We start from the raw sequence: 22,868 nt of genomic DNA on the forward strand, positions 1-22,868 counted from the left end.
GCACCGCTGCCGATCCCGTCGTGGCTCACGCACGCTCCCGGCTGCTCGCCGGCCAGCCACGGCGGTCAGCGGCGCGGCGGGCGCCACAGCACCAGCGCGCCGCCGCTGGCGGTCTCGACCCGGCGCACCCGGGTGCCGCGCGGCACGGCGACGACGTCGCCGGTGGGGTCGGCGGCGAAGATGCGGTGCCCGGGCTCGGCGGCCGCGCGGAGCCGGTCGTTCTCGGCGCGGACCCGGGCGAGCTCGCGCTCCAGGTCCGCGAGCTCGCGCTCCAGGTCCATGATCCGCTTGATGCCGGCGAGGTTGATGCCCTCGTCCTGGCTGAGCCGCTGCACCTGCCGGAGCAGCGCGACGTCGCCGAGGGAGTAGCGCCGTCCCCGGCCGGCGGTGCGGCGGGGCTCGACGAGCCCCAGCCGGTCGTACTGCCGCAGCGTCTGCGGATGCATGCCGGCCAGCTCGGCGGCCACGGAGATCGTCAGGATCGTCGCATCGTCGTGCGCGTCGGTGCTCGCCACCTGGCTCCTCCTCTCTCGCTACCGGTGCGCTGCCACCAGCGTGGTCCCTGCCGGCGGCGGTCGCGCTCCCACCAAGCTGTGCGCTGCCGTCAGCGGGCGGCCAGCGCCGCCAGGCCCTCCCGGGGGTTCGCCCCGTCGTTGGCCCGGGCGAACTCCTGCACCGCGGCCTTGGCCTTGGCCGACAGCCGCGACGGGACCACCACGTTGACGGTGACCAGCAGGTCCCCGCTGGCGGCGCCGCGGCGGCGCACGCGCAGCGTCCGGCCCGACGGCGTGCCGGCCGCGACCTTGACCTTCACCGTCTCGCCCTCGGGGGTGGGCACCTCGATGGTGGCGCCCAGCGCCGCCTCGTCGAAGGTGATCGGGACGGTCAGACGGACGTTCTTGCCGTCCAGGGAGAACAGCGGGTGCGGCTCGACGGCGACCGTGACGATGAGGTCGCCGGGCTCGCCGCCGTTGGTCCCGGGCTGGCCCTTGCCCCGGATCCGGATCTTCTGCCCGTCGTGCACGCCGGCCGGGATGCGGGTGGTGACCACCCGGCCGTCCACGGTCAGCTGCACGGTGGCGCCGGTCAGCGCCTGCCGGAAGGGCAGGGTGGCCGAGGCGACGACGTCGGCCCCGCGCTGGGGCCGCCGTCGGGAGCCGAAGCCGCCGGCGCTGCCGCCGAACATCCCGGACAGGATGTCCTCGAAGCCGCCGGTGGGCATGCCCTGCCCCTGGGTGGTGTAGCGGACCCGCGTGCCGCCCGGCGCGCCGGCGCCGAACATCCCGCCGAACAGGTCCTCGAAGCCGGCGCCGCCGCCGCCGGTCCCGGCGGAGAACCGGGGCCCGCCGCCGGCCATCGCGCGCAGCGCGTCGTACTGCTTGCGCTGCTCGGGGTCGGAGAGCACGGCGTAGGCCTCGCCGATCGCCTTGAACCGGTCCTCGGCCTTGGCGTCCCCCGGGTTCTGGTCCGGGTGGTACTTCCGGGCGAGCTTGCGGTAGGCCTTCTTGATGGCGTCGGCATCGGCGTCCTTGGCGACCCCGAGCGTGGCGTAGAAGTCCTTCTCCAGCCAGTCCTGTCCGGTCATCGCCCCTCACCTCCTCCATCGCGGCGTGCCGCGGCGGGAGACCCGCCGCGGCACCTGGCCTGCATCATGCCCGGTCCCCCGGGCCGGCTGCCCGCCACATCATGCCGGGCCGGTCACCGCCACCCGGGCGGCGCGCAGCACGCGCTCGCCCACGCGGTAGCCCGGCTGCAGCACCTGGCTGACCGTGGTGGCCGTGGCCTCCGGGTCGGTGCTGTGCATGAGCGCCTCGTGCACCTCGGGGTCGAACTCCTCCCCGACCGCGGCGAAGCGAACCACGCCGAAGCGCTGCTCCAGCGTGCCCTCCAGCTTCTCCGCGATCGCGGCGAACGGCCCGGTCAGGTCCCCGTGCTGGCGGGCGAGCTCGATCTCGTCGAGCACCCCGAGGAGCGCCTCGACGACGTCCTGCACGCCCTCCTGCCGGTGCACGGCGGCCTCTGCCTTGGCCCGGCGGACGTAGGCGTTGTACTCCTGCTGGACGTTGTAGACGTCGGCGTTGCGGCGGGCCAGCTGGTCGGCCAGGTCGAGCGCCTCGGCCTGGGCCTTGGCCAGCTCCCCGCTCGGGTCGGCCGCGGCCGGGGCACTGGTGGCGGGCGCCGCGCCGGCGGCGGCCGGGGCGCTGGTGCCCGCGGCGCCGCCGGCCGCCGTCGTCCCGTCCGGGCCGGCGGCCCCGGCCGGCGCCGTGGCACCGGTCTGGGCCGGGCCGGCCTGGGCCCCGCCGGTGGCCGCGCCCGCGGCCGCACCGGTACCGGCCGCCGTCGTGCGGGCCTTGCCGGTCTCCGGGTCGATCCGGCGCTTGTCGGTCACCACGGGCCTGTCGTAGCCCGCCTCCTCCGGGGTCTGTGCGGTCACTTGGCCTCCTCGTCGTCGACGATCTCGGCGTCGACCACGTCATCGTCTGCGCCGCGGGCGGCCTGGCCGTCCGGGCCGGGCTGCTCCTGCGCACCGCCCTGGGCGCCCTGCTGGGCGTAGAGGGCCTCGCCGATCCGCTGGCTCTTGGTGGTGAGCTCGGCCTGAGCCGTGCGGATCGCCTCGACGTCCTCGCCCTCGAGCGCCTTCTTCACCGCGTCGACGGCGCCGCGCACGTCGGTGGCGACGTCCTCGGGCAGCTTGTCGGCGTTGTCGGTGAGGAGCTTCTCGGTGGCGTACACCTGCTGCTCGGCGGTGTTGCGCAGGTCGGCCTCCTCCCGGCGGCGGGCGTCCTCGGCGGCGTGCGCCTCGGCCTCCTTGACCATCCGGTCGATCTCGTCCTTGGGCAGGGCCGAGCCGCCGGTGATGGTCATCGACTGCTCCTTGCCGGTGCCCCGGTCCTTGGCCGAGACGTGCACGATGCCGTTGGCGTCGATGTCGAAGGTGACCTCGATCTGCGGCATCCCGCGCGGCGCCGGGGCGATCCCGGTCAGCTCGAAGGTGCCCAGCGGCTTGTTGTCCCGGGCGAACTCGCGCTCGCCCTGGAAGACCTGGATGAGCACGCTCGGCTGGTTGTCCTCGGCGGTGGAGAACACCTCCGACCGCTTGGTCGGGATGGCCGTGTTGCGCTCGATGAGCTTGGTCATCACCCCGCCCTTGGTCTCGATGCCCAGGGACAGCGGGGTGACGTCGATGAGCAGGACGTCCTTGCGGTCACCGCGGATGACGCCGGCCTGCAGGGCGGCGCCGACGGCGACGACCTCGTCCGGGTTGACGCCCTTGTTCGGCTCCTTGCCGCCGGTGAGCCCGCGCACGACGTCGGTCACGGCCGGCATGCGGGTGGAGCCACCCACGAGCACGACGTGGTCGATGTCGGAGACGGAGATGCCGGCGTCCTTGATGACGTTGTGGAACGGAGTCTTGGTCCGCTCCAGCAGGTCCGAGGTCATCTCCTCGAAGGCGGCGCGGGTGAGCCGCTCGTCGAGGTGGATCGGGCCGGACTCGCTCATCGAGAGGTACTGCAGGGAGATGTTGGTGCTCGTCGTGGAGGAGAGCTCCTTCTTGGCCTGCTCGGCCGCCTCCCGCAGGCGCTGCAGGGCGATGCGATCCTTGGCCAGGTCCACGCCGTCCTTGTTCTTCACCTGCTTGACGAGCCAGTCCACGATCCGCTGGTCCCAGTCGTCACCGCCGAGGCGGTTGTCGCCGTTGGTGGCGCGGACCTGGATGGTGGAGAAGTTGTCCTCGTCCTTGCCCACCTCGAGCAGGGACACGTCGAAGGTGCCGCCACCGAGGTCGAAGACGAGGATGAGCTCGTCCTCCTTGCCCTTCTCCAGCCCGTAGGCCAGGGCGGCCGCGGTGGGCTCGTTGATGATGCGCAGGACGTTCAGCCCGGCGACCTGCCCGGCGTCCTTGGTGGCCTGCCGCTCGGCGTCGTTGAAGTAGGCCGGCACGGTGATGACCGCGTCGGTCACCGGCTCGCCGAGGTAGGACTCGGCGTCCTTCTTCAGCTTGCCGAGGATCCGCGCGGAGATCTCCTGCGGGGTGTACTTCTTGCCGTCGATCTCCTTGGTCCACGGCGTGCCCATGTGCCGCTTGACCGAGGTGATGGTCCGGTCCACGTTGGTCACGGCCTGCCGCTTGGCGACCTCGCCGACCAGCACCTCGCCGGACTTGCTGAAGGCGACCACCGAGGGCGTGGTGCGCGCCCCCTCGGCGTTCGCGATGACGGTGGGCTCGCCACCCTCGAGGACGGCGACCACGGAGTTGGTGGTGCCCAGGTCGATCCCGACCGCTCGTGCCATGTGCGTGCTCCTTCGTCTCGGTGCCTGGCACGTCCGCGCCAGGTCTTGAGCCTGATGCACTCAAGTCTGACGCCCGGCGGTGAGATGTCCAAATCGAGCGTCGCAGACTTGAGTCTGCCTGGCTCAACTACCGAGGGTCCCCGATTGTTCCCGACGGCGGCCGGGCGGGTGGGGCGGCGCCCGGTCCGTGGGGTCGCTGGCTCCCGCGCTGCGGACGTCGAGCGCCGGCAGCTCGGCAGGCACAGGGCCGCGTCGAGATGCGACGACCACCGCCTGGCGCGGTGCGACCTTGGCACCGGTCAGCCGGGAGCTCGGGCAGGGTGCATGATGATCACCCCCGAGGGAGCAGCGGTCAGCCAGGGACATCTCGTCTCTGGCCAGGGCCCTCGGTGACAACTCCAGCAACGGCTCTGGCTAGAGCCCTTGGTGACGACGCCAGCAACGGCTCTGGCTAGAGACCTTGCTGGAATTGTCACCAGTTGGTGTTACATTTACAGCATGCGCATGTCCGGCCTTGCGACGCTCACCGAGCTCGCCGCCGGTCAGTGGGGGCTGGTGACCACGGCCCAGGCGCACCAGGCCGGGATCTCGCGCATGCAGCTAAGCCGCCTGGTCGAGGCCGGCATCCTCGATCGCGTCGCGCACGGCGTCTATGCCACGCCCGCAGTCCTGGGTGATGAGCTGCTCGGGCTGCGCGCCGCGTGGATCGCGCTGCAACCGCGGCGGGCCGTGGTCGAGCGCCTGGCGGATCCGGTCCGCGCCGGCGTCGTCTCGCACGCGTCCGCCGCGCAGCTGCACGGCCTGGGCGACCTGCTCGCCGACGAGCACGAGCTCACCCTGCCGACGCGCTACCAGTCCACCCGCCCGGGCGTACGGGTGCACCGCGGCACCCTGACGCCGGCCGACGTCACCCTGGTCGCGGGCCTGCCGGTCACCACCGCCGCGCGCACGGTCCGCGACCTGCTGGCCGCCGGGCACGACCTCGAGCACGTCGGCCAGGTAGCGGCCGACGCCGTTCGCCATGGCGCGGCCGACACCCGTGCGCTCGTGCGCGCGCTCGAGCCGGTCGTCCGCCGCTACGACGCGGCCGACGCGGCTGCGCTGACCGCCCAGCTGCTGCAGGCCGGCGGCCTGGCCCCGCGCGCGCTCGGTGACCGGCTGGTCGGGTCGGACGCCGGCGCCGACCTGGTCGCCCGCTCCCTCGGCGATCGCGTGGCCCGGTCCCCCGAGACTGCCAAGCTCGTCGAGGACCTCATCACCCTCGTGGGAACCGCAGCGAGCAGCCCCGGGCTGCGCGCCGGCCTGGGGAAGAGGGCCGAGCGCATCCGTGAGACGGTCGCGCCGGTCAACGAGACGCTCGCCGGCAAGCACACCTCCACCCGCGCCGCAGCGCGCGCCCGCCTCGCCGCCGCGATGCCGAGCCCCGAGACCCGCCAGAGAATCTCCGCCTGGCTCGAGGACCCGGACAACCAGACAGTTCTGCAGCAGCTTCTCCTTGCGCTGCAGGCCGCCGCCCGAGCCACCGCCGCCCCCAGCGCGCCCGACGCCGACGACGAGGACGACGACGTTGTGGAGGGTGAGGATCGGCCGCGAACGCGACCGGGTACCGCGATGGCGTGACGCTGGGGCGTGCGATCAGGGACCGTGCCCGCGCGGCCTCCAAGGCGACGGGGCGCCCGGCGAACGAGATCGTGCGCAGGTTCGTCTATGACCGGTTCCTCGCCCGCGTGTTCGCCGACCCCAGCGCCCCCCTGGGTGCTCAAGGGCCGCACAGCCGTGCTGGCGCGGGTCAATGACGCCCGGCACAGCAAGGACGTCGACCTCCTGAGCAGCCTCGGGGACATCGACGCCGCGCTCGAGGTGCTGCGCGCGGCCGCGGCCGTCGACCTCGCCGACCACTTCCGGTTCGTGATCCGCACCGTGCGCCCTTCCGGCGGTGCCGCCAAGCAGCCAGACGTCGCGGGCTACCGGGTGCAGGTCGACGCCTACTGCGGCACCCGACGGTGCGAGGCCTTCGGCGTCGACCTGGTCACCGGCTCGCTGATGACCACCGAGCCGGAGGTCGTGCGCTCGAGCCTGCCGCTGGAGGTGCCGGGCCTGCCGCCGCCGACCGTGCGTGTCTACCCCGTCGTCGACCACATCGCCGACAAGCTCGCCGCCACCCAGACCGTCTACACCGACGGCACCCGCTCCAGCCGCCCGCGAGACCTCGTCGACCTCGTCGTGCTCGCCCGCACCCAGCCCGTCGACGGCGAGAAGCTGCACAATGCGATCGTCGCCGAGCGCCTGCATCGCCGCCTGCCGGCCACCGAGACCTTCACCGTCCCGCCGGCCTGGGCCACGACCTACCCACCGCTGGCCGCCAGGACACCGCACTGCGACGGCCTGAACGACCTCGGAGCAGCGGTCCGCCTCGTCGCGGCGTCCTTGGAGCCAGCGATGAGCGGTGCCGCCGCCGGGCAGCGATGGGCACCGGCCGAGATGCGATGGTCACTCTGGCGCCCGGAGGGCCACATCGGCCGTTGCGGCACCTCCCCGCACGGACACGTCAGGTGAGACTGACACCTATCCGGGCAGCAGACCCGCTCTACCGCGACACGCGGGGCCGCCGCTAGCCATGTGACATCCGATGGAATACGCTCACGGTCATGTCACATCTTCGGGCGGTGTACGTTGCGGACCTCCACACGATCGCGGACGAGGTCCGCGAGGTTCTCTCCGAGCGCGGCCACCAGGTCGACACCGCACTCGAGCTGGATGAGGCCTTCCGTGCCACCGGGCGCGTTGAGTCCGAACTGCTGCGATCGCTCATCGCCGACGGGGTACGCCGCGGCGCCAGTTTGGTAGGTCACCACATCGACCGATCACGGGGCGCGGTCGAGATCACCATCTCCACCGGCACCACGCTCTGCGTCTTCCGGCTGCGCCGTGCTGAACGCCGCGCCGACGGCTCCTACAGCATTCCGACCAACAGCGCGGCCGCCTGGGGCACGCTCGACGAAGCGACGCTCGACATCCTCGAGCACTGGGTACTCGGCTTCACCGTCAACGACGGCGGATCCCTAGACGAGCTGTTCGCAGCCGAGGTGCTCGGTGTCGAGGGTGGAACACCGGGACACCTCAAGCTCGGCACGCCGATCCTGCTCGGCACCGGCACGCACGGCGGCCCGACGCGCAAGTTCGAGCCGCGCGCCGAAGGCCTCCCGGGCTTCGACGAGGACGACAACGAGTTCGGCGTTGGGCACGACGCCGGCTGACGAGAACGAAGATCAGGGAAAGACGACCACCATGAACCAAGCCACCGTTGGCGAGCGAGTCCGGCGCCTGCGTCTTGCCTCAGGGCTGTCACAGGCGGACCTCGCGATGGCAAGCGGACAGGCGTCCGGCTCGATCTCCATGCTGGAGAACGGCAGACTTCCGCTGACAGACGAGTTGTTGGGGGCCATCACACGCTCGCTGGACTGCGACCCGGCATACTTGGTGGCGGAATCACGCGAGCCCCTCACGACCAAGCCGTGGCTACGCGCCTACGCAGACGCGTCGAAGCGGGCTGTCGACCGGGCAGTGGCCGACAGCACGACCGCTGTCGACGTGATCCGCCGCCTCGGACTAGAGCAGCTCCCAGACACGCTCCCGCTGTTCGGCGGCGACGCCAACGACGACGACGCGATCGAGCAGTTCGCTCTGGAGGTCCGTGAAGCCGCCGGGCTCGACCGCGACGACGTTGTTCCCAACGCGATCCGAGCCACTGAACGACTGGGATGCGTCGTGCTGCCGATGGATGCCGAACTCGGTCGCCACCTTGGACTCTCGCTGCGGGTCGACTCGACTGCAGTCATCCGAGTCGCAAGACCGTCGGCTTCGCCAGAGCACCACATCCCAGGCGACAGGCAGCGCTTCACGCTCGCGCACGAACTCGGCCACCTCACACTCCACCACGCGAGCCCACCTCCCGACACTCCTGCGCAGGCAACCCGAATCGAGAAGCAGGCACACCGCTTCGCCGGAGCCTTCCTCGCTCCCGGGGACGCACTCCTCGCAGACCTGGACCGTTCAGGAGGGCGCGTCACCCTTTCGACCCTGTCGACCCTGAAGGCGACGTGGGGCATCGCGATCAAGGCGCTCGTAGTGAGACTCCAGCAACTGGGAGTGATCGACGCGGAGCACGCCAGGAGCCTCTACAAGCAGATCTCGGCCCGTGGCTGGAACAAGGGCGAACCCGTCGAGGTCGGCAACGAGGACGCGATCTGGATGGAACGAGCGCTGGCAAAGCGCGCTCGCTCGTCGAACGGCTTGGCGCTCGACATGCCTCACACCGTCGGACTCGGCCGCCGGTACTTCGACGCATGGACGAACTGGTCCCCAACTCCCGCTTCCGGACCAGCCGCAACGGTACTTGAATTCCGACGCCCCCGTACTCAACACCGGTGACGCCCTGGGCGTCACCGGTCCCACCTGCGCTCCGAGTCAGCACAGTCGCAAGCTCCGTGGGTGCCACGGCGCGTACGTCGCTGCTGAGCGGACGGAGCGCCGGGCTGGACTGATCCTGGACAACAACTCCCTCGACGAGCTTGGTGCAGCAGCCCTGTGCGACAGCAGCCGACCGCCGCGTCTGCCATCGGGCAGGTCAGCGCGACGGTCGGTGGAGCAGCCGGGTGATTCCCTACAGCCGTCGGGACGACGACGCCTCCGAGTTGCGCAGCTCCGGGCGCAATGCGCGCCATACCCCGCGGCACGACGCGTCCGATGGCCAGCCGACCGGCTACAGGTCGGGATCCCGCCTGGCACGGGATGGGGTCTGCCGGTACCTCTCTTCACGCGGACTGGTTGCCCTGGTGCGGCACTGGTGTTCTGGCTGAGCCCCCTTCCTCTGCTGTGGGCTTCCACGCGGCTTCTTGGGCCCCGCACTGCTCGACCCGCCGTGACACCGCGCGGCCGGAAAGGAAACTCCATGACCACCACGCAGACCTCCCCTGCGTCACCGACCATCGCGGGCGCGCCTGCTGCCTCCAGTCCGCCGGCGCGCCTGCCGCTGACGGTGTGGCTCCTGGGTGCCGTCGCGTTCGTGATGGGCACCACTGAGCTCGTCCTCGCGGGCCTGCTGCCCCAGTTGGCCTCGTCGTTCGACGTGACGCTCGCGCAGGCGGGCCTGCTCATCACGGTCTTCGCCGTCGGCATGATGATCGGGGCGCCGCTGATGGCGCTGGCCACCCTCAGCCTCAGGGCACCTCGAGCGCGCCCCACCGAACCTCGAGGCCGCCACCGCGATGGTCGACAAGCGGGTCGGTGTACGGGACGCCTCGGCGAGACAGCGGGCGTCTCATGCTGGTGTCAACGCCGAGCTGATCGCGTCGTTCGGTCGGGCCCGCCGGCGTCCACCGCCCGCTCGCCGTCGCACGGCCGACCCGCCGACCCGCCGCCCCGGTCGCCGTCGTGCGCACCATCCGCGACCATGGGCAGACGCCACCTTGCCGGAGGTCCCATGAGCACCCTCGTCGCCGTCACCGGGGCGACCGGCTACGTCGGCGGGCTCGTCGCCCGCCACCTCGACGCCGCCGGCACCGCCCAGCGCCTGCTCGTGCGCAACCCGTCCAGCCCTCGCCTGCCCGTCCTGCCGACGGCGGTCGGGGTCGCCGCCGCCGACTACGCCGACCTCGGCGCCGCCCGCGACGCCCTGCGCGGCGTCGACGTGCTGCTCATGGTGTCCGGGCACGAGAGCCCCACCCGGGTGCGGGACCACGCCACGTTCGTCGACGCCGCCGCCGAGGCCGGCGTGCGGCACGTCGTCTACACGTCCTTCGCCGCGGCGGCTCCCGACGCCACCTTCACCTTCGCCCGGGACCACTTCGCGACCGAGGAGCACATCAAGGCGTCCGGGATGGCGTGGACCTTCCTGCGCGACACGTTCTACCTCAACCTGCTGGAGCAGTTCGTCGGTGACGACGGCGTCATCCGCGGACCCGCCGACGACGGGCGGTGCGCGTTCGTCGCCCGGGACGACGTCGCGCGCGCCGCAGCCGCGGTGCTGCGCGACCCCGACCCCCACGCCCGGCGCACCTACGACCTCACCGGCCCCGAGGGCCTGAGCCTGACCGACGTCGCGCGCACCATCAGCGACGTGCGCCGGACGCCGGTCACCTTCCACGACGAGACCGTCGAGGAGGCCTACGCCTCCCGGGCGTCCTACGGCGCCCCCGACTGGCAGGTCGACGCCTGGGTCTCCACCTACACGGCAATCGCGAGCGACGTGATGGCCCGCCCGAGCGACGCCGTCGAACGGCTCACCGGCACGCCGCCCATGAGCCTCGAGCAGTTCCTCCGGACGCACTGAGCCTGCCTCGCCTCCGGCCGGCGGCCCTACCGAGGACCGTCCTTCCTGGGGCGGCCGCGGCCGCGCTTGTGCGCCACCACGACCCCGTTGACGAAGACCTCACCACCCCAGACACCCCACGGCTCGTGCCGCTCGAGCGCGCCGGCGAGGCAGGCACGGCGGACCGGGCACCTGCGGCAGAGCGCCTTCGCCAGCTCCACGTCAACGCTGCGCTCGGCGAACCACAGGTCGCCGGCGCCTGACGCCTGGCACGGGGTCGCCGGGGCGGGTGCGGTCCTCATCGTTCGTCTGGCGGCAGGACGCGACGGGAGGGTGAGCTGTTGCATGCCAGCTCCTTCGGGCAGGCTCGGGGCGGGTCGACCGGCTGGTGAGCCGGAGATCGAGGTCGTCGCCACTCTCGGCCCCCGCCATCCAGCGCGGGTGCGGTAGCGTTCAGCACGGCCGGAAACCTGGGCACTCTGTCGCATCCCTTGGCACGCTCTGCCGGGCCGAGGACGCGCCCTCCCAGCACCGGCGAGCCCACACGCGCACGTCATGCGATGGCGGTCATGCCATACATGTCATCCGCGAACTCGTCGTCGAACAAGCACGTCATAACTGCCGGGCTCTCCGCTGTTCGGAGCGGCGTCGTCGTGCGGTGGTGCGTCCGCGGAGAACTGGTCAGGAGCCCCTCGGCCGGTGCGGTCCGGTCCGCCAGCGGCGGAGCGCGACGCCGACGGCCAGCACGGCGATGCCCACGACGACGGCGGCCGGGGGCAGGGTCACGACGAGCGTGGCGCAGCCCAGGGCGCCGATCGCCTGGAGCGCCCGGGGGAAGCGGCGGTGCTCAGGGGCCTGGGTCCACGCGGCGAGGTTCGCGACGAGGTAGTACAGCAGCACCCCGAAGGAGGAGAACCCGATAGCACCGCGGAGGTCCACGGTGAGCACCAGCAGGCAGACGACGACGGCGAGGGCGACCTCGGCGCGGTGCGGCACCCGGTGCCGGGGATGGACGGCCGCCAGCCAGCGCGGCAGGTCGCCCTCGCGTGCCATGGCCAGGCTCGTCCGGCCGACGCCGGCGACGAGGGCGAGGAGCGCGCCGAGGGACGCGGCGGCGGCGCCGACCCGCACCACCGGCCCGGCCCACCCGGCCCCGCTCTGCCCGACCGCGGCGGCCAGGGGCGCCGTCGTCCTCGCGATGCCGTCGGCGCCCAGCGTGGTCAGGAGCGTGACGGCGACGACGGCGTAGACGAGAACGGTGATGCCGAGGGCGAGCTGGATCGCCCGGGGGATGGTCCGGGCCGGGTCCCGCACCTCCTCACCCATGGTGGCGATCCGCGCGTAACCGGCGAAGGCGAAGAACAGCAGGCCGGCGGACTGCAGGACGCCGTACCAGCCGCCGCGGGCACCGGCCCAGACGTCGACGCCCGACCACTGCGGGTCGCCGCCGGTCAGGCTCGCGGCGACGGCGGTGGTCAGGGCGAGCAGCACGAGCGTGACGAGGACCCGGGTCAGGCGGGCGGTGCGGGTGACGCCGCGGTAGTTGACCGCGGCGAGGACCGCGACCGCCCCGGCCGCGACCGGCCGCTCCCACCCCTCGGGTGCGGCGTAGGCGGCGAAGGTCAGTGCCATCGCCGCGCACGAGGCGGTCTTGCCGATGACGAAGCTCCAGCCGGCGAGGAAGCCCCACCACGGGCCGAGCCGCTCGCGCCCGTAGACGTAGGTGCCGCCGGATGTCGGGTACTGGGCGGCGAGCTGGGCGGAGGACGTGGCGTTGGCGTAGGCGACGACGGCGGCCACCACGAGCCCGACCAGCAGCGCCGCCCCCGCGGCCTGGGCCGCGGGCGCGAAGGCCACGAACACCCCGGCGCCGATCATCGAGCCCAGGCCGATGACCACGGCGTCGGCGGTGCCCAGGCGCCGCGCCAGGCGGTCGTGCTGCTGGCTCACGGACGGTCCCGCTCGCGGGGAACCCGTGCGGCCTCGGCCGGGACGGGCGGAATGCCCAGGCCGTCGAGGAGCCCGAGGACGCGAGCGCGGATCTCCTCGCGGATCGGGCGCACGGCATCGATGCCCTGCCCGGCCGGGTCGTCGAGCTCCCAGTCCTCGTACCGTGTGCCGGGGAAGACCGGGCACGCGTCTCCGCATCCCATGGTGACGACGACGTCGGAGGCCTGGACCGCGTCGGTGGTCAGCACCTTGGGGCGTTCAGCCCGGATGTCGATGCCGACCTCGAGCATGGCCTCGACGGCGACGGGGTTGATCTGGTCGGCGGGCATCGACCCGGCCGACCGGACCTCGACGGCCCCGCCCGACAGGTGCCGCAGGAAGCCCGCGGCCATCTGGGACCGGCCGGCGTTGTGGACGCAGACGAACAGGACGGAGGGGCGAGCGGCCGTCCGATGGGCGCTGGTCACGGGTGCTCCTTGGGCGCGGCGCCGTCGTGACTCGCAACCGTCACAGGTCCTTGCGCACGAAGGACACGGCGGCCAGCCCCCAGATCATCGCCACCCAGATCGCCGCCCACACCAGGTAGGCGGGCGTCAGCGGTGCCTCGCCCAGGAACGGGTTGCCCTCGAGCCCGCCGCCGAGCCGGGTCAGCGCCGGGTCCTGGAGCGCGTACATGGCTCCGCGCCACAGGCCGTCGGTGGGCAGGAGCATCCGCGAGACGGCACCCACGCGCGCGACGCCGTCGTTGCCGAGCGCCGCCCCGATGCCGCCGACGACGCCGGCGACCCAGGTAGCGCCGAAGAGGCCGACCGCGACCACGCCCGAGGCCATCGGCGAGATGACCGTCGAGAGCAGCAGGGCGAGGGTGAGCAGGACGACCGTCTGCGCGGCGAGCAGCGCGAGGGCGGCCGCGGGCTGCGGGGGCCAATAGCCCACCGTCCACCGGACGACGAGGCACTGGGCCAGCCCGGCGAGGACGACGAAGCCGCTGCCGGCCACGACCAGCCCGAGCCACTTGCCGAGCAGCAGCGCGGTGCGCCGGACCGGCCGGGCGAGCACCGCGAGCGCGACGCCGGACTCGATCTCGCCGGCCAGCGTCGGGCCGGCGAGGAAGGCGGTGCCCAGCGCGGCGATCAGGCTGAAACCGAACATCACCAGGTTGAGCAGCACGGAGGCGGCCAGGCGGGACTCGCCGGTGGTGAGCGCGGCGGTCCCGGTCTCGGCCGCCAGCCGGGAGAAGCCCCAGCCGCTCAGCGCCAGCAGCACGACGGTGAGCCCGGCGAGGGCCAGCAGCACGCGCCGGCGGGACGCCTCGCGCAGGGTGAGCGCGGCCATCGTCAAGGCGGTGCGGACGGTGGTCATCGCTCGCCGCCGTGGCCAGCCCGCAGGATGCCGAGCAGGCGCTCCTCCAGGCTGATCCGGGCGGGCTCGACGGCGTGCACCCGCACCCCGGCGGCGGCCAGGTCCCGGACGAGGTCGGGGACGGCGTCGTGGTCGTCGTCGGCGGGCAGCGTCACGGTGAACCAGTCGCCGGCGCGCTCGACTCCCCCGGTCCGGGCCAGCCGCGCCTCGGCGGCCGGGGAGAAGCCGGTCAGCCGCAGCCGGACCTCGCGCTGGCCGAGCAGCTCGGCCAGCGTCCCGGCCGCGGCGACCCGGCCCCGGTCGAGGATGACGACCCGGTCGCAGACCCGCTCCACCTCGCCGATCAGGTGGGAGTTGAGGAGCACCGCGACGCCCCGGGACCGCAGCCCGAGCACGACGTCGCGTACGTCGGCGCGGCCGAGCGGGTCCAGGGCGCTGGTCGGCTCGTCGAGGACCACGAGCTCCGGCCGGGCGACCAGGGCGACCGCCAGGCCGAGGCGCTGCTGCATGCCCTTGGAGAAGCCGCCCACGCGGTCCCCGGCGCGGTCGCCCAGGCCGACGAGGGCCAGGCTGTCGCGCTGCTCCGCGGGCGGGATCGCGGTGCCCGAGAGCCGGACGTGCAGCCTCAGCACCTCGGCGGCGGTGAGCCACTGCTGGTAGCGGAAGAGCTCGGGCAGGTACCCGACCCGGGCCCGGGACTGTGGGTCGCGCGCCGCCCGCCCGAGGAGCAGCACCTCGCCCGCGTCGGGCCGGACCAGGCCGAGCAGCATCTTGATGACGGTGGTCTTGCCGGCGCCGTTGGGCCCGAGCAGCCCGACCACCTCGCCGCGGCCCACGGTGAAGGACACATCGTCGACGGCGGTCTGCCGCCCGTAGCGCTTGCGCAGGCCGGAGCACCACACGGCGGGGCCGGCGGGCAGGCCGGTGACCAGGTCCGCGGCCGCGCCGACGTCCGCGGCGGCGTCGCGGTGGCCGGTGCCGACGGCGACGCCGGCACCGTCCGTGGCGGCGCGACCGACGGCGACGCCCGCACCGTCCGCGGCCGCGGCACCGGCGCCGTCGGTGGCCGCCGCACCGGCCTCGGCGGCCGCGGCACCGGCGCCGTCGGCGGGACCGGCGCCGGCCCGCTCGGCGGCCATGGTCAGCGCAGGTCCTCGGCGACCGACAGCACCTCGTCGGCGCCCAGCGCGCCGCCCACGGCGGTCACCACGCCGTCGTCCACCCAGACGACGGCGGCCACCGTCTGGTCCCGCGCGACCAGCACCGTGGCCGGGACGCCGTCGACCTGCGCCTGGGAGGTGGTGACCTCGTCGGCCGGCACCGGCAGCGGGAGGGTGGAGCCGTCCGGGTCGAGGGCCCGCAGCTGTGCGGCGAGGTCCTCGGGCAGCCCGGGCAGGGACAGCAGGTAGTCGCGGGCCGCCGCGAACGGCACGCCGGAGGAGTCCACGGTCGGGGCGACAGCGCGGGCCACGACCAGGGCCGGGACGTCCTGGTTGGACGACCAGACTGCGGCGACCCCGGGGCCGCCCTCCAGCCGGAACCGGCTGCCGTCGAGGCCGGCGGGGGGCGGCGGCAGCGTCTCTCCGGTCTCCGCGGTGGCCTGCGCGGCCTCCGCCGCCGAGAAGGTGAACTCTGCGCTCGCCGGCCCGCCGACCTTGAGCTCCGGCTCGCCGGTCACGCCCTGGGGTAGCTCGCCGACCTGCGGGACGTCGAGACCGGTCGCCTCCTCCGCGGCAGCGACGTCAGTGACCTCGGCCATGTCGGCCTCATCGACCACCTCGACGTCGCCGTAGGCCGACAGGTCGGGCAGCTCGACGAGGTCGGCCAGGTCGGCGTCGGTGACCGTGACCGGGGCGACCTGCTCGGTCCGGAAGATCGGCAGCCAGCCGTTGGCGGCCGCAGCACCGGCGCCGGCCAGCACGACGGCGACGGCCAGGCCGGCGGCGGCGGGGCCTCGCCGGGCCGCGCGCGAGCGACGGGCGCCGGGCGAGCGGCGGGCACCGGTAGAGCCGACGGCGCCGGACGCCGTCGCCGGCAGGCCCTCGGCCGACGTCGTCCCGCCCGGGGCAGCCGTCGCCTCGCCCGGGTCGGCCCGCCGCAGAGCGGCGAGGTCACCGAGGCACTGCCCGCAGCCGGCCACGTGGTCACGGTCGGCGTCGGTCACGCCGGCCGGCTCGTCCAGCAGCCGGCGGAGGACTCCTTCGGATGGGTGACGCATGGCGGTTCAGCTCCTCCGGTGAGTGGTGGTCGCGAGTCGCGGCGCACGTCGGTGCCACCAGTGTGCGCGCCGCCACGCCGTCACGTCAGCCGACGTCGCGAACAACCACGTCGACGCTGGTCATGCCTGGACCGTAGCGACGCCGGGCCGGCCCCGGGGCCGGCCGAGGAACACCGCGTCAACACCTGCACAGCATCTGCACGATCTGCACGACCTCCCCGCACGCGGGACGCCCGGCGTCGCCGGTCAAGGCCGCGAGCGGGCGGGAGCTGGCGACGACGGTCGCTGAGTGCGCGGCCCGTCCGGCTGCACCCGGCCCGCCCGAACGTCAGACGGCGGTGTACCCGCCGTCGATGAGGTAGTACGCGCCGGTGACGAAGGACGCCTCCTCCGAGAGCAGGAAGCACACCACGTGCGCGACCTCCTCGGGTCGGCCGAGCCGGCCGAGCGGATGCCTGGTCACGAGCTGCTGACGGATCTCCGGGCTGAGGTTGCCCTCGACCATCGGGGTCATGATGTAGCCGGGCCCGACGGAGTTGATGCGCAGGCCCTGCGGGCCGTACTCGGCCGCAGCGTTCTTGGTGATGCCGACGACGCCGTGCTTGGCGGCCGTGTACGCACCGTTCCCGATGGCGGCGACCGTGCCGTGGATGGACGCCATGTTGACGATCGCACACCGCTCCGCCCCAGCGCTGAGCATCTCGGGGATTTGGTAGCGCATGCCGTACAGCACGCCGTTGAGGTTGATGTCGATGACCTTGTCCCACGCCTCGAGGTCCGTCTCGCCGGCGGGGGCCGCCGGCCCACTGATGCCGGCGTTGTTGACCGACAGGTGCAGGCCGCCGTAGGTCTCGACGGCGTACCTGACGACCTTCTCGGCGTCCTCCTTCGTGCCGGCGTCCTGCTCGATGGCCGACGCGGTCCCGCCCGCGTCGCTGATCTCGCGCGCCACCCGCTGAGCACCGTCGAGGTTGATGTCGCTGAGCACCACCGCGGCACCCTTGGCCGCCAGCTCCTTGCCGATCGCCTCCCCGAGCCCGGATCCGCCGCCGGTCACGATGGCCACCTTGTCGTCGAACTGCATGCTGCTCATTCCCTCTCGTCGTCGTTTTTCCGCCAGGCCAGACTCGCCTGGAGGACCAGGTTTGAGTCTCTCGCCGCCAGGACCGGGCAGCACGCCGGCGCGCTGCCCGCGCCGCGCCGTCAGGACGACGCATCTCCGCGCTCGCGCTCTGCTCGCACCGTTCCGCAAAGCTGCAGGAGCCGAGTGGGCAGCTCAGCTGGAGCCCGCATACCGCGACCGGCCTGCGTACCTTGTATGACATGGTTCGGCTGACCATCGACCTACCAGACGAGCTCGCCGCCCGAGCGAAGGAGGCGGGCCTCGACCTGTCGGCCGTCACGCGCGAGGCGGTCCGGCGGAGCCTGGCAGCGCAGTCGACCGGCGCCTGGTTGTCGACTCTCCCATCAGCACCCGCGCAGCCGGTGAGCCACAAACGGGCACTCGCGGCGCTCGACGCCGTGCGCAACGAGGCCGCCGGGTGACAGCTGACCCGTCGTCGACGCCTCGACGTTGATCGACTGCTCGACGCCATCCACGCCCGCCAGAGCAGCGATGACGAGGTACCCCGCTGGCGTTCAGGGCTGAGTGCCGTGGGGAAGGGTTTAGTCTCCGAACCAGCCACGTCACGCCCCAGATGAGGTAGTCGCCAATGCTGACCAGCACCACTTCCCCGCCGAGCCGGAGACGGAGGCGGGAGGCGTCGTCGTCGACGCTGGAGGGCCTGCTCGACAAGTTCCTCCGCGAGTCCACCAGCCTGCGCGACCAAGGGGACAGGTTCGAGCGCCTCGTCCGCTCCTTCCTGCTCACCGACTACCAGTGGGCGGGCCGGTTCGACGAGGTGTGGATGTGGCAGGACTGGCCGGGCCGCGACCACCGACCGGACACCGGCATCGACCTCGTCGCCCGGGAGCGGGACACCGGCGACCTGGTCGCCGTCCAGTGCAAGTTCTACGACCCCCAGGCCGTGCTCCAGAAGCAGGACATCGACTCGTTCCTGTCCGAGTCGGGCAAGGAGCCGTTCCGGCAGCGGCTGATCGTCACCACCACACTGCGCTGGGGACGGCACGCCGAGGAGGCGATCCACGGCCAACAGATCCCGGTCCAGCGGCTCGACCTGACGGACCTCCTTGACTCCTCGATCGACTGGTCCCAGTTCGACTTCGCCAAGCCGGAGGACCTCGAGCTCAAGGAGCGCAAGGAGCTCCGCACGCACCAGCGCGACGCACTCGAGGCGGTCCGCGCCGGTCTCCAGGAGCACGACCGCGGCAAGCTCATCATGGCGTGCGGGACGGGCAAGACCTTCACCTCGCTGCGGATCGCCGAAGAGCTCGTGCCGCTCGGCGGGTCCGTGCTCTTCCTCGTCCCGTCCATCGCGCTGCTGTCGCAATCGCTCAGGGAGTGGTCGCTCGAGGCGGTCGAGGGCCTGCGCACGTTCGCCGTGTGCTCCGACGTCAAGGTCGGGAAGAAGTCCGACGCCGAGGACATCTCGGTCGTCGACCTAGCCATCCCCGCCACGACGAACCCGGCGACCCTGCACGCCAGGATGGCCGACCGCAGCCCGGCGGAGGGCCGCATCACCGTCGTGTTCTCCACCTACCAGTCGATCGACGTCGTCGCCCAGGCACAGGCGATGGGCCTGCCGGACTTCGACCTGGTGGTCTGCGACGAGGCGCACCGCACGACCGGCGCCACCCTCGCCGGGGCCGAGGAGTCGGCGTGGACCCGGGTGCACAACCCGGAGTACATCCGGGCCGGCAAGCGCCTCTACATGACGGCCACCCCCCGGATCTACGACGACGCCTCCAAGGCGAAGGCCGGCCAGGCGAACGCCGTGCTCGCGTCGATGGACGACGAGGCGCTCTTCGGTCCTGAGCTGCACCGCCTCGGCTTTGGCGAGGCGGTCGGCAGGGACCTGCTGTCGGACTACAAGGTGCTCGTGCTCGCCGTGGACGAGGGGTACGTCAGCCGCACCTTCCAGGAGGCCTTCACCGACCCGGACAACTCCGAGCTGGGGCTGGACGACGTCGCCAAGATCGTCGGCTGCTGGAACGGCCTGGCGAAGCGCGGCAGTACCGAGCACGACTTCGCCACCGACCCCGAACCGATGCGCCGCGCCGTCGCGTTCTCCCGCTCGATCAAGGACTCGAAGTCGTTCGCGGAGCGGTTCGAGGCGATCGTCGCCGAGGTCATGATTAGGTCCGGCCTGCAGGAGGACGACCCGTCGGTGCTGCCGGCCACCGCGCAGCACGTCGATGGCACCTACAATGTCCTCCAGCGCAACGAACGTCTCGCGTGGCTCGAGGCGGAGACGCCGGAGCCCGAGTGCCGCGTCCTGTCGAACGCGAAGTGCCTCTCCGAGGGCGTGGACGTGCCAGCGCTCGACGCCGTTCTATTCCTCAACCCGCGCAAGTCGATCGTGGACGTCGTCCAGTCCGTCGGCCGGGTGATGCGCAAGGCGCCGGGCAAGAAGTACGGCTACATCATCCTGCCGATCGGGATCCCGGCCGGGACGACGCCGGAAGATGCGTTGCGCGACAACGAGAAGTACCGCGTCGTGTGGGAGGTGCTCCAGGCGCTCCGGGCGCACGACGAACGCTTCGACGCGATGGTCAACAAGATCGAGCTGAACTCCCGCCGTGACGACCGCATCCAGATCATCGGTGTCGGCGGCGGCCCGGAGGGTGACGAGTACGGGGACGGCGCAGGGAGGGCGGACGACGGCGGCACGCAGGCGGCCTTCGATCTCGCCTCCCTCGGGGAGTGGCGCGACGCGATCTACGCCAAGATCGTGCAGAAGGTCGGCTCGCGCCGGTACTGGGAGCAGTGGGCGCAGGACGTCGCCGACATTGCCGAGAAGCACCGCCTCCGGCTGCTCGCGCTGATCGACCAGGGGCACGCCGCCGAGGAGTTCGAGGCCTTCCTCACCGCGCTGCGGGCGAACCTCAACCCGTCGATCAGCCGCAACGACGCCATCGACATGCTCTCGCAGCACCTCATCACCGCGCCGATCTTCGAGGCGCTGTTCGCCGGCTACGACTTCACCACCCACAACCCCGTGTCCCAGGTGATGCAGGGCATGCTCGAGGCACTGGAGGGCAGCAACCTCGAGGCCGAGGTCGAGCCGCTCGAGAAGTTCTACGCCTCCGTGCGCCAGCGCGCGGCCGGGCTCGACAACGCCGAGGCCCGCCAGAAGGTCGTCACCGAGCTGTACGAGAAGTTCTTCCGGTTCGCCTTCCCGCGCGTCGCCGATTCTCTCGGTATCGTGTACACGCCGGTCGAGATCGTGGACTTCATCCTGCGCTCGGTCGACCACCTCCTGCGCACGGAGTTCGGCACGTCGATCAGCGCCGAGGGCGTCCACGTGCTCGACCCGTTCACCGGCACCGGCACGTTCCTCGTGCGGCTGCTGCAGTCCGGGCTCATTCAGCCGCACGACCTGGCCCGCAAGTACGCCTCCGAGCTGCACGCGAACGAGATCATGCTCCTCGCGTACTACATCGCGGCGATCAACATCGAGTCCACCTACCACCAGCTCATGAGCGACCGCGACAACTCCATGCGTTCGCAGACCTCCGACGGCGTTCCCTCCACCGATCAGGAGTATGTCCCGTTCGACGGTATCGTGCTGACGGACACGTTCCAGATGACGGAGAAGGACGACCTCGACGACCTCGAGGTCTTCACGAGCAACAACGCCCGCGTGGACGCCCAGCGGCGGCTCGACATCCGGGTGATCGTCGGGAACCCGCCGTACTCCGTCGGTCAGACGAGCGGCAACGACAACAACCAGAACGTCAAGTACCCGACGCTGGATGCCGTGATCGAGCGGACGTACGCCGCGCGGTCGACTTCCGCCCTCAAGAAGTCGCTGTACGACTCCTACGTCCGGGCGATCCGCTGGGCCTCTGATCGGATCGGCGACCAGGGTGTCATCGGGTTCGTCACCAACGGTGGCTTCATCGACGCGAACACCGCCGACGGGCTCCGCAAGACGCTCGCCGACGAGTTCGCCACGATCTACGTGTACAACCTCCGGGGCAACCAGCGGACCGCCGGTGAGCAGGCACGCAAAGAGGGCGGCAAGATCTTCGGGTCCGGCTCCCGGAACACCGTCGCCGTGACCTTCCTCGTCAAGCACCCCAGCCGGACCGGTCGCGCGACCCTTCGCTACCGCGACATCGGCGACTACCTGTCGCGCGAGCAGAAGCTCGCCATCGTCGACGGCAGCACAGTCGACTCCATCGAGTGGACCAACGTCGCGCCGAACGACGCCGGGGACTGGACCAACCAGCGATCCGAGGGGTTCGACTCACACCAACCCATCGGTAGTCGCGACGGCAACGGCACCGTCTTCGCCGTCTCGACGCGCGGACTCATCACGGCACGAGACGCATGGGTCTACAACTTCTCGCCCGCCGAGCTCACTCGGAACGTCGAACGCATGATCCGGTTCTACAACGGTCAGGTCGACGAGTTCGCCGACCTCGTCGCAAAGCGAAGCCTACGCGACACCCGGTCGTACGTGAACGACTTCATTGACACCGATCCCAGGAAGTTCAGTTGGGATCACGCCGACCGTCAACGCCTCCCGCGGGGGCGGCACTATGAAATGCACCAGGAGGCACTTCGGATCGCTGCCTACCGACCCTTTACTAAGCAGGCAGCATGGTTTGACCGCGAGCTCAACAACAGGGTATACCAGTTGCCGTTGATGTTCCCAACTCCGCAGCACCCGAACCACGGGTTCACGGTTTCAGCGCCCGGTGCCAACGCGCAATTTACTTGCCTCGCTGTTGACAAGATTCCGGACCTCGTTTCCGTCGCAGGTGCCGGCAATCCCAGCCTGTTCTTCGCGCGCTACACCTACGAGAACATCGAAGAAGGCGAGCTCGACCTAATCGGCGGTGGCGACGTCGTCGCCGACTACCGCCGGATCGACAACATTACAGACGCCACCCTCACCACTTACCGCAACTGGTATGGTCCGCACGTGACGAAAGACGACGTCTTCGCCTTCGTCTACGGTCTGCTGCACTCGCCGGACTACCGGGAGCGTTTCGCCGCGGACCTCAAGCGGACGCTCCCCCGCATCCCGCGGATCCAGTCGGACGACTTCGCCGCGTTCCGCGACGCCGGCCAGGCGCTGCTGGACCTGCACATCGGCTACGAGTCGGTCGAGCCGTATCCGCTGACGATTGGCGGCAGCCAGCCCTCGGGTCCCGGCAGCGCAGATGTCTACGAGTGGTTCCGCGTGGAGAAGATGCGCTACGTCAAGCGCGGCCGCGAGACCGACCGCTCGACGATCTCCTACAACCCGCGCATTACCGTGTCGGGCGTCCCGGACGAGGCGCACCGGTACATGCTCGGATCGCGCAGCGCGGTCGACTGGATCCTCGACCGATACCAGGTCCGCACGGACAAGGCGTCGGGGATCGTCAACGACCCGAACGACTGGTCGCGCGAGGTCGGCAACCCGCGCTACATCCTCGACCTCCTCGCCCGCGTGGTCACGGTGAGCGTGGAGACGATGCGCCTCGTGGACGCGCTGCCGCCCCTGCGAATCGTGGAGCAGGCGTGAACGGGGCGACCGGTCACGGGCGGAGATGGGACTTGGTCCAGCAGGAATGCCGCGCCTTGCCCAACTCGTCCTCCGCCGGGCTGGAACCTCGTCG

The 22,868-nt window shown here is 71.8% G+C and carries 17 protein-coding genes and 1 pseudogene; 7 read left to right on the forward strand and 11 right to left on the reverse strand.

The window, feature by feature from the left end; genetic code table 11:
• Positions 1 to 65 precede the first annotated feature (65 nt).
• The 4 genes from MF406_RS17380 to dnaK all read right to left on the reverse strand — a co-directional run bounded on the left by MF406_RS17380 (position 66) and on the right by dnaK (position 4,293).
• Positions 66 to 515, reverse strand: coding sequence for a heat shock protein transcriptional repressor HspR (locus MF406_RS17380; protein WP_256463909.1), 450 nt, complete (start codon positions 513 to 515; stop codon positions 66 to 68).
• Between the two features lie 89 nt (positions 516 to 604).
• Positions 605 to 1,585 carry a DnaJ C-terminal domain-containing protein gene (locus MF406_RS17385; RefSeq protein WP_242895854.1) on the reverse strand — a complete coding sequence of 327 codons (981 nt, stop codon included), beginning with the start codon at positions 1,583 to 1,585 and terminating at the stop codon, positions 605 to 607.
• A gap of 99 nt (positions 1,586 to 1,684) precedes the next feature.
• On the reverse strand, positions 1,685 to 2,434 hold the full coding sequence (locus tag MF406_RS17390; RefSeq protein WP_242895855.1) for a nucleotide exchange factor GrpE: 750 nt from the start codon (positions 2,432 to 2,434) through the stop codon (positions 1,685 to 1,687).
• Positions 2,431 to 4,293 (reverse strand): molecular chaperone DnaK, encoded by a 1,863-nt coding sequence (dnaK, locus tag MF406_RS17395; protein ID WP_242895856.1) that lies wholly within the window; start codon positions 4,291 to 4,293, stop codon positions 2,431 to 2,433. Before dnaK ends, MF406_RS17390 begins: the two co-directional genes overlap by 4 nt.
• Before the next feature lie 498 nt (positions 4,294 to 4,791).
• Between dnaK and MF406_RS17400 the strand changes: the two genes are divergently transcribed.
• The 5 genes from MF406_RS17400 to MF406_RS17420 all read left to right on the forward strand — a co-directional run bounded on the left by MF406_RS17400 (position 4,792) and on the right by MF406_RS17420 (position 10,624).
• A complete protein-coding gene (locus tag MF406_RS17400; protein ID WP_242895857.1) occupies positions 4,792 to 5,913 on the forward strand; it encodes a type IV toxin-antitoxin system AbiEi family antitoxin domain-containing protein in 1,122 nt (373 codons plus the stop codon).
• Between the two features lie 87 nt (positions 5,914 to 6,000).
• On the forward strand, positions 6,001 to 6,849 hold the full coding sequence (locus MF406_RS17405; RefSeq protein ID WP_242895858.1) for a nucleotidyl transferase AbiEii/AbiGii toxin family protein: 849 nt from the start codon (positions 6,001 to 6,003) through the stop codon (positions 6,847 to 6,849).
• A 110-nt stretch (positions 6,850 to 6,959) separates the two neighbouring features.
• Positions 6,960 to 7,550: a hypothetical protein gene (locus MF406_RS17410; RefSeq protein WP_242895859.1), complete on the forward strand. Its 591-nt coding sequence runs from the start codon at positions 6,960 to 6,962 to the stop codon at positions 7,548 to 7,550.
• On the forward strand, positions 7,531 to 8,724 hold the full coding sequence (locus MF406_RS17415; protein ID WP_242895860.1) for an ImmA/IrrE family metallo-endopeptidase: 1,194 nt from the start codon (positions 7,531 to 7,533) through the stop codon (positions 8,722 to 8,724). The genes MF406_RS17410 and MF406_RS17415 overlap by 20 nt, the downstream gene beginning before the upstream one ends.
• Positions 8,725 to 9,775: 1,051 nt before the next feature.
• Positions 9,776 to 10,624 (forward strand): NmrA family NAD(P)-binding protein, encoded by an 849-nt coding sequence (locus tag MF406_RS17420; RefSeq protein ID WP_242895861.1) that lies wholly within the window; start codon positions 9,776 to 9,778, stop codon positions 10,622 to 10,624.
• A 26-nt stretch (positions 10,625 to 10,650) separates the two neighbouring features.
• Here the strand turns inward: MF406_RS17420 and MF406_RS17425 are convergent.
• From MF406_RS17425 to MF406_RS17455, 7 genes and pseudogenes are all read right to left on the reverse strand, one after another.
• Positions 10,651 to 10,848: pseudogene (locus MF406_RS17425) on the reverse strand (WhiB family transcriptional regulator); the annotation flags it as partial.
• Between the two features lie 436 nt (positions 10,849 to 11,284).
• On the reverse strand, positions 11,285 to 12,481 hold the full coding sequence (locus tag MF406_RS17430; protein WP_242897868.1) for an APC family permease: 1,197 nt from the start codon (positions 12,479 to 12,481) through the stop codon (positions 11,285 to 11,287).
• Positions 12,482 to 12,549: 68 nt separating this feature from the next.
• A complete protein-coding gene (locus tag MF406_RS17435) occupies positions 12,550 to 12,945 on the reverse strand; it encodes an arsenate reductase ArsC (RefSeq protein WP_242897869.1) in 396 nt (131 codons plus the stop codon).
• Between the two features lie 115 nt (positions 12,946 to 13,060).
• The gene (locus MF406_RS17440) at positions 13,061 to 13,915 is read right to left on the reverse strand and encodes an ABC transporter permease (protein ID WP_242895863.1); all 855 of its coding nucleotides are present in this window, start codon (positions 13,913 to 13,915) and stop codon (positions 13,061 to 13,063) included.
• On the reverse strand, positions 13,912 to 15,054 hold the full coding sequence (locus tag MF406_RS17445) for an ABC transporter ATP-binding protein (protein WP_242895864.1): 1,143 nt from the start codon (positions 15,052 to 15,054) through the stop codon (positions 13,912 to 13,914). The genes MF406_RS17440 and MF406_RS17445 overlap by 4 nt, the downstream gene beginning before the upstream one ends.
• 2 nt (positions 15,055 to 15,056) lie before the next feature.
• Positions 15,057 to 16,133 carry a hypothetical protein gene (locus MF406_RS17450; RefSeq protein WP_242895865.1) on the reverse strand — a complete coding sequence of 359 codons (1,077 nt, stop codon included), beginning with the start codon at positions 16,131 to 16,133 and terminating at the stop codon, positions 15,057 to 15,059.
• Between the two features lie 328 nt (positions 16,134 to 16,461).
• Positions 16,462 to 17,217: an SDR family NAD(P)-dependent oxidoreductase gene (locus MF406_RS17455; RefSeq protein WP_242897870.1), complete on the reverse strand. Its 756-nt coding sequence runs from the start codon at positions 17,215 to 17,217 to the stop codon at positions 16,462 to 16,464.
• Positions 17,218 to 17,456: 239 nt separating this feature from the next.
• On the opposite strand from MF406_RS17455, the gene MF406_RS17460 reads away from it, so the two are divergent.
• Together MF406_RS17460 and MF406_RS17465 are read left to right on the forward strand one after the other, a co-directional pair.
• Complete coding sequence (locus MF406_RS17460; protein ID WP_242895866.1) at positions 17,457 to 17,678, forward strand: hypothetical protein; 222 nt, start codon at positions 17,457 to 17,459, stop codon at positions 17,676 to 17,678.
• Between the two features lie 167 nt (positions 17,679 to 17,845).
• On the forward strand, positions 17,846 to 22,774 hold the full coding sequence (locus tag MF406_RS17465) for a type ISP restriction/modification enzyme (protein WP_242895867.1): 4,929 nt from the start codon (positions 17,846 to 17,848) through the stop codon (positions 22,772 to 22,774).
• Positions 22,775 to 22,868: the final 94 nt, after the last annotated feature.

It is taken from the genome of Georgenia sp. TF02-10 (genome assembly GCF_022759505.1).
Lineage (GTDB): Bacteria > Actinomycetota > Actinomycetes > Actinomycetales > Actinomycetaceae > TF02-10.

Coding starts and splice junctions, on each gene's coding strand:
- MF406_RS17385 (WP_242895854.1), bottom strand. CDS start 1,585: ATGACCGGACAGGACTGGCTGGAGAAGGACTTCTACGCCACGCTCGGG.
- dnaK (WP_242895856.1), bottom strand. CDS start 4,293: ATGGCACGAGCGGTCGGGATCGACCTGGGCACCACCAACTCCGTGGTC.
- MF406_RS17400 (WP_242895857.1), top strand. CDS start 4,792: ATGCGCATGTCCGGCCTTGCGACGCTCACCGAGCTCGCCGCCGGTCAG.
- MF406_RS17405 (WP_242895858.1), top strand. CDS start 6,001: ATGACCGGTTCCTCGCCCGCGTGTTCGCCGACCCCAGCGCCCCCCTGG.
- MF406_RS17420 (WP_242895861.1), top strand. CDS start 9,776: ATGAGCACCCTCGTCGCCGTCACCGGGGCGACCGGCTACGTCGGCGGG.
- MF406_RS17430 (WP_242897868.1), bottom strand. CDS start 12,481: ATGATCGGCGCCGGGGTGTTCGTGGCCTTCGCGCCCGCGGCCCAGGCC.
- MF406_RS17435 (WP_242897869.1), bottom strand. CDS start 12,945: ATGGCCGCGGGCTTCCTGCGGCACCTGTCGGGCGGGGCCGTCGAGGTC.
- MF406_RS17440 (WP_242895863.1), bottom strand. CDS start 13,915: ATGACCACCGTCCGCACCGCCTTGACGATGGCCGCGCTCACCCTGCGC.
- MF406_RS17445 (WP_242895864.1), bottom strand. CDS start 15,054: ATGGCCGCCGAGCGGGCCGGCGCCGGTCCCGCCGACGGCGCCGGTGCC.
- MF406_RS17450 (WP_242895865.1), bottom strand. CDS start 16,133: ATGCGTCACCCATCCGAAGGAGTCCTCCGCCGGCTGCTGGACGAGCCG.
- MF406_RS17455 (WP_242897870.1), bottom strand. CDS start 17,217: ATGCAGTTCGACGACAAGGTGGCCATCGTGACCGGCGGCGGATCCGGG.
- MF406_RS17460 (WP_242895866.1), top strand. CDS start 17,457: ATGGTTCGGCTGACCATCGACCTACCAGACGAGCTCGCCGCCCGAGCG.
- MF406_RS17465 (WP_242895867.1), top strand. CDS start 17,846: ATGCTGACCAGCACCACTTCCCCGCCGAGCCGGAGACGGAGGCGGGAG.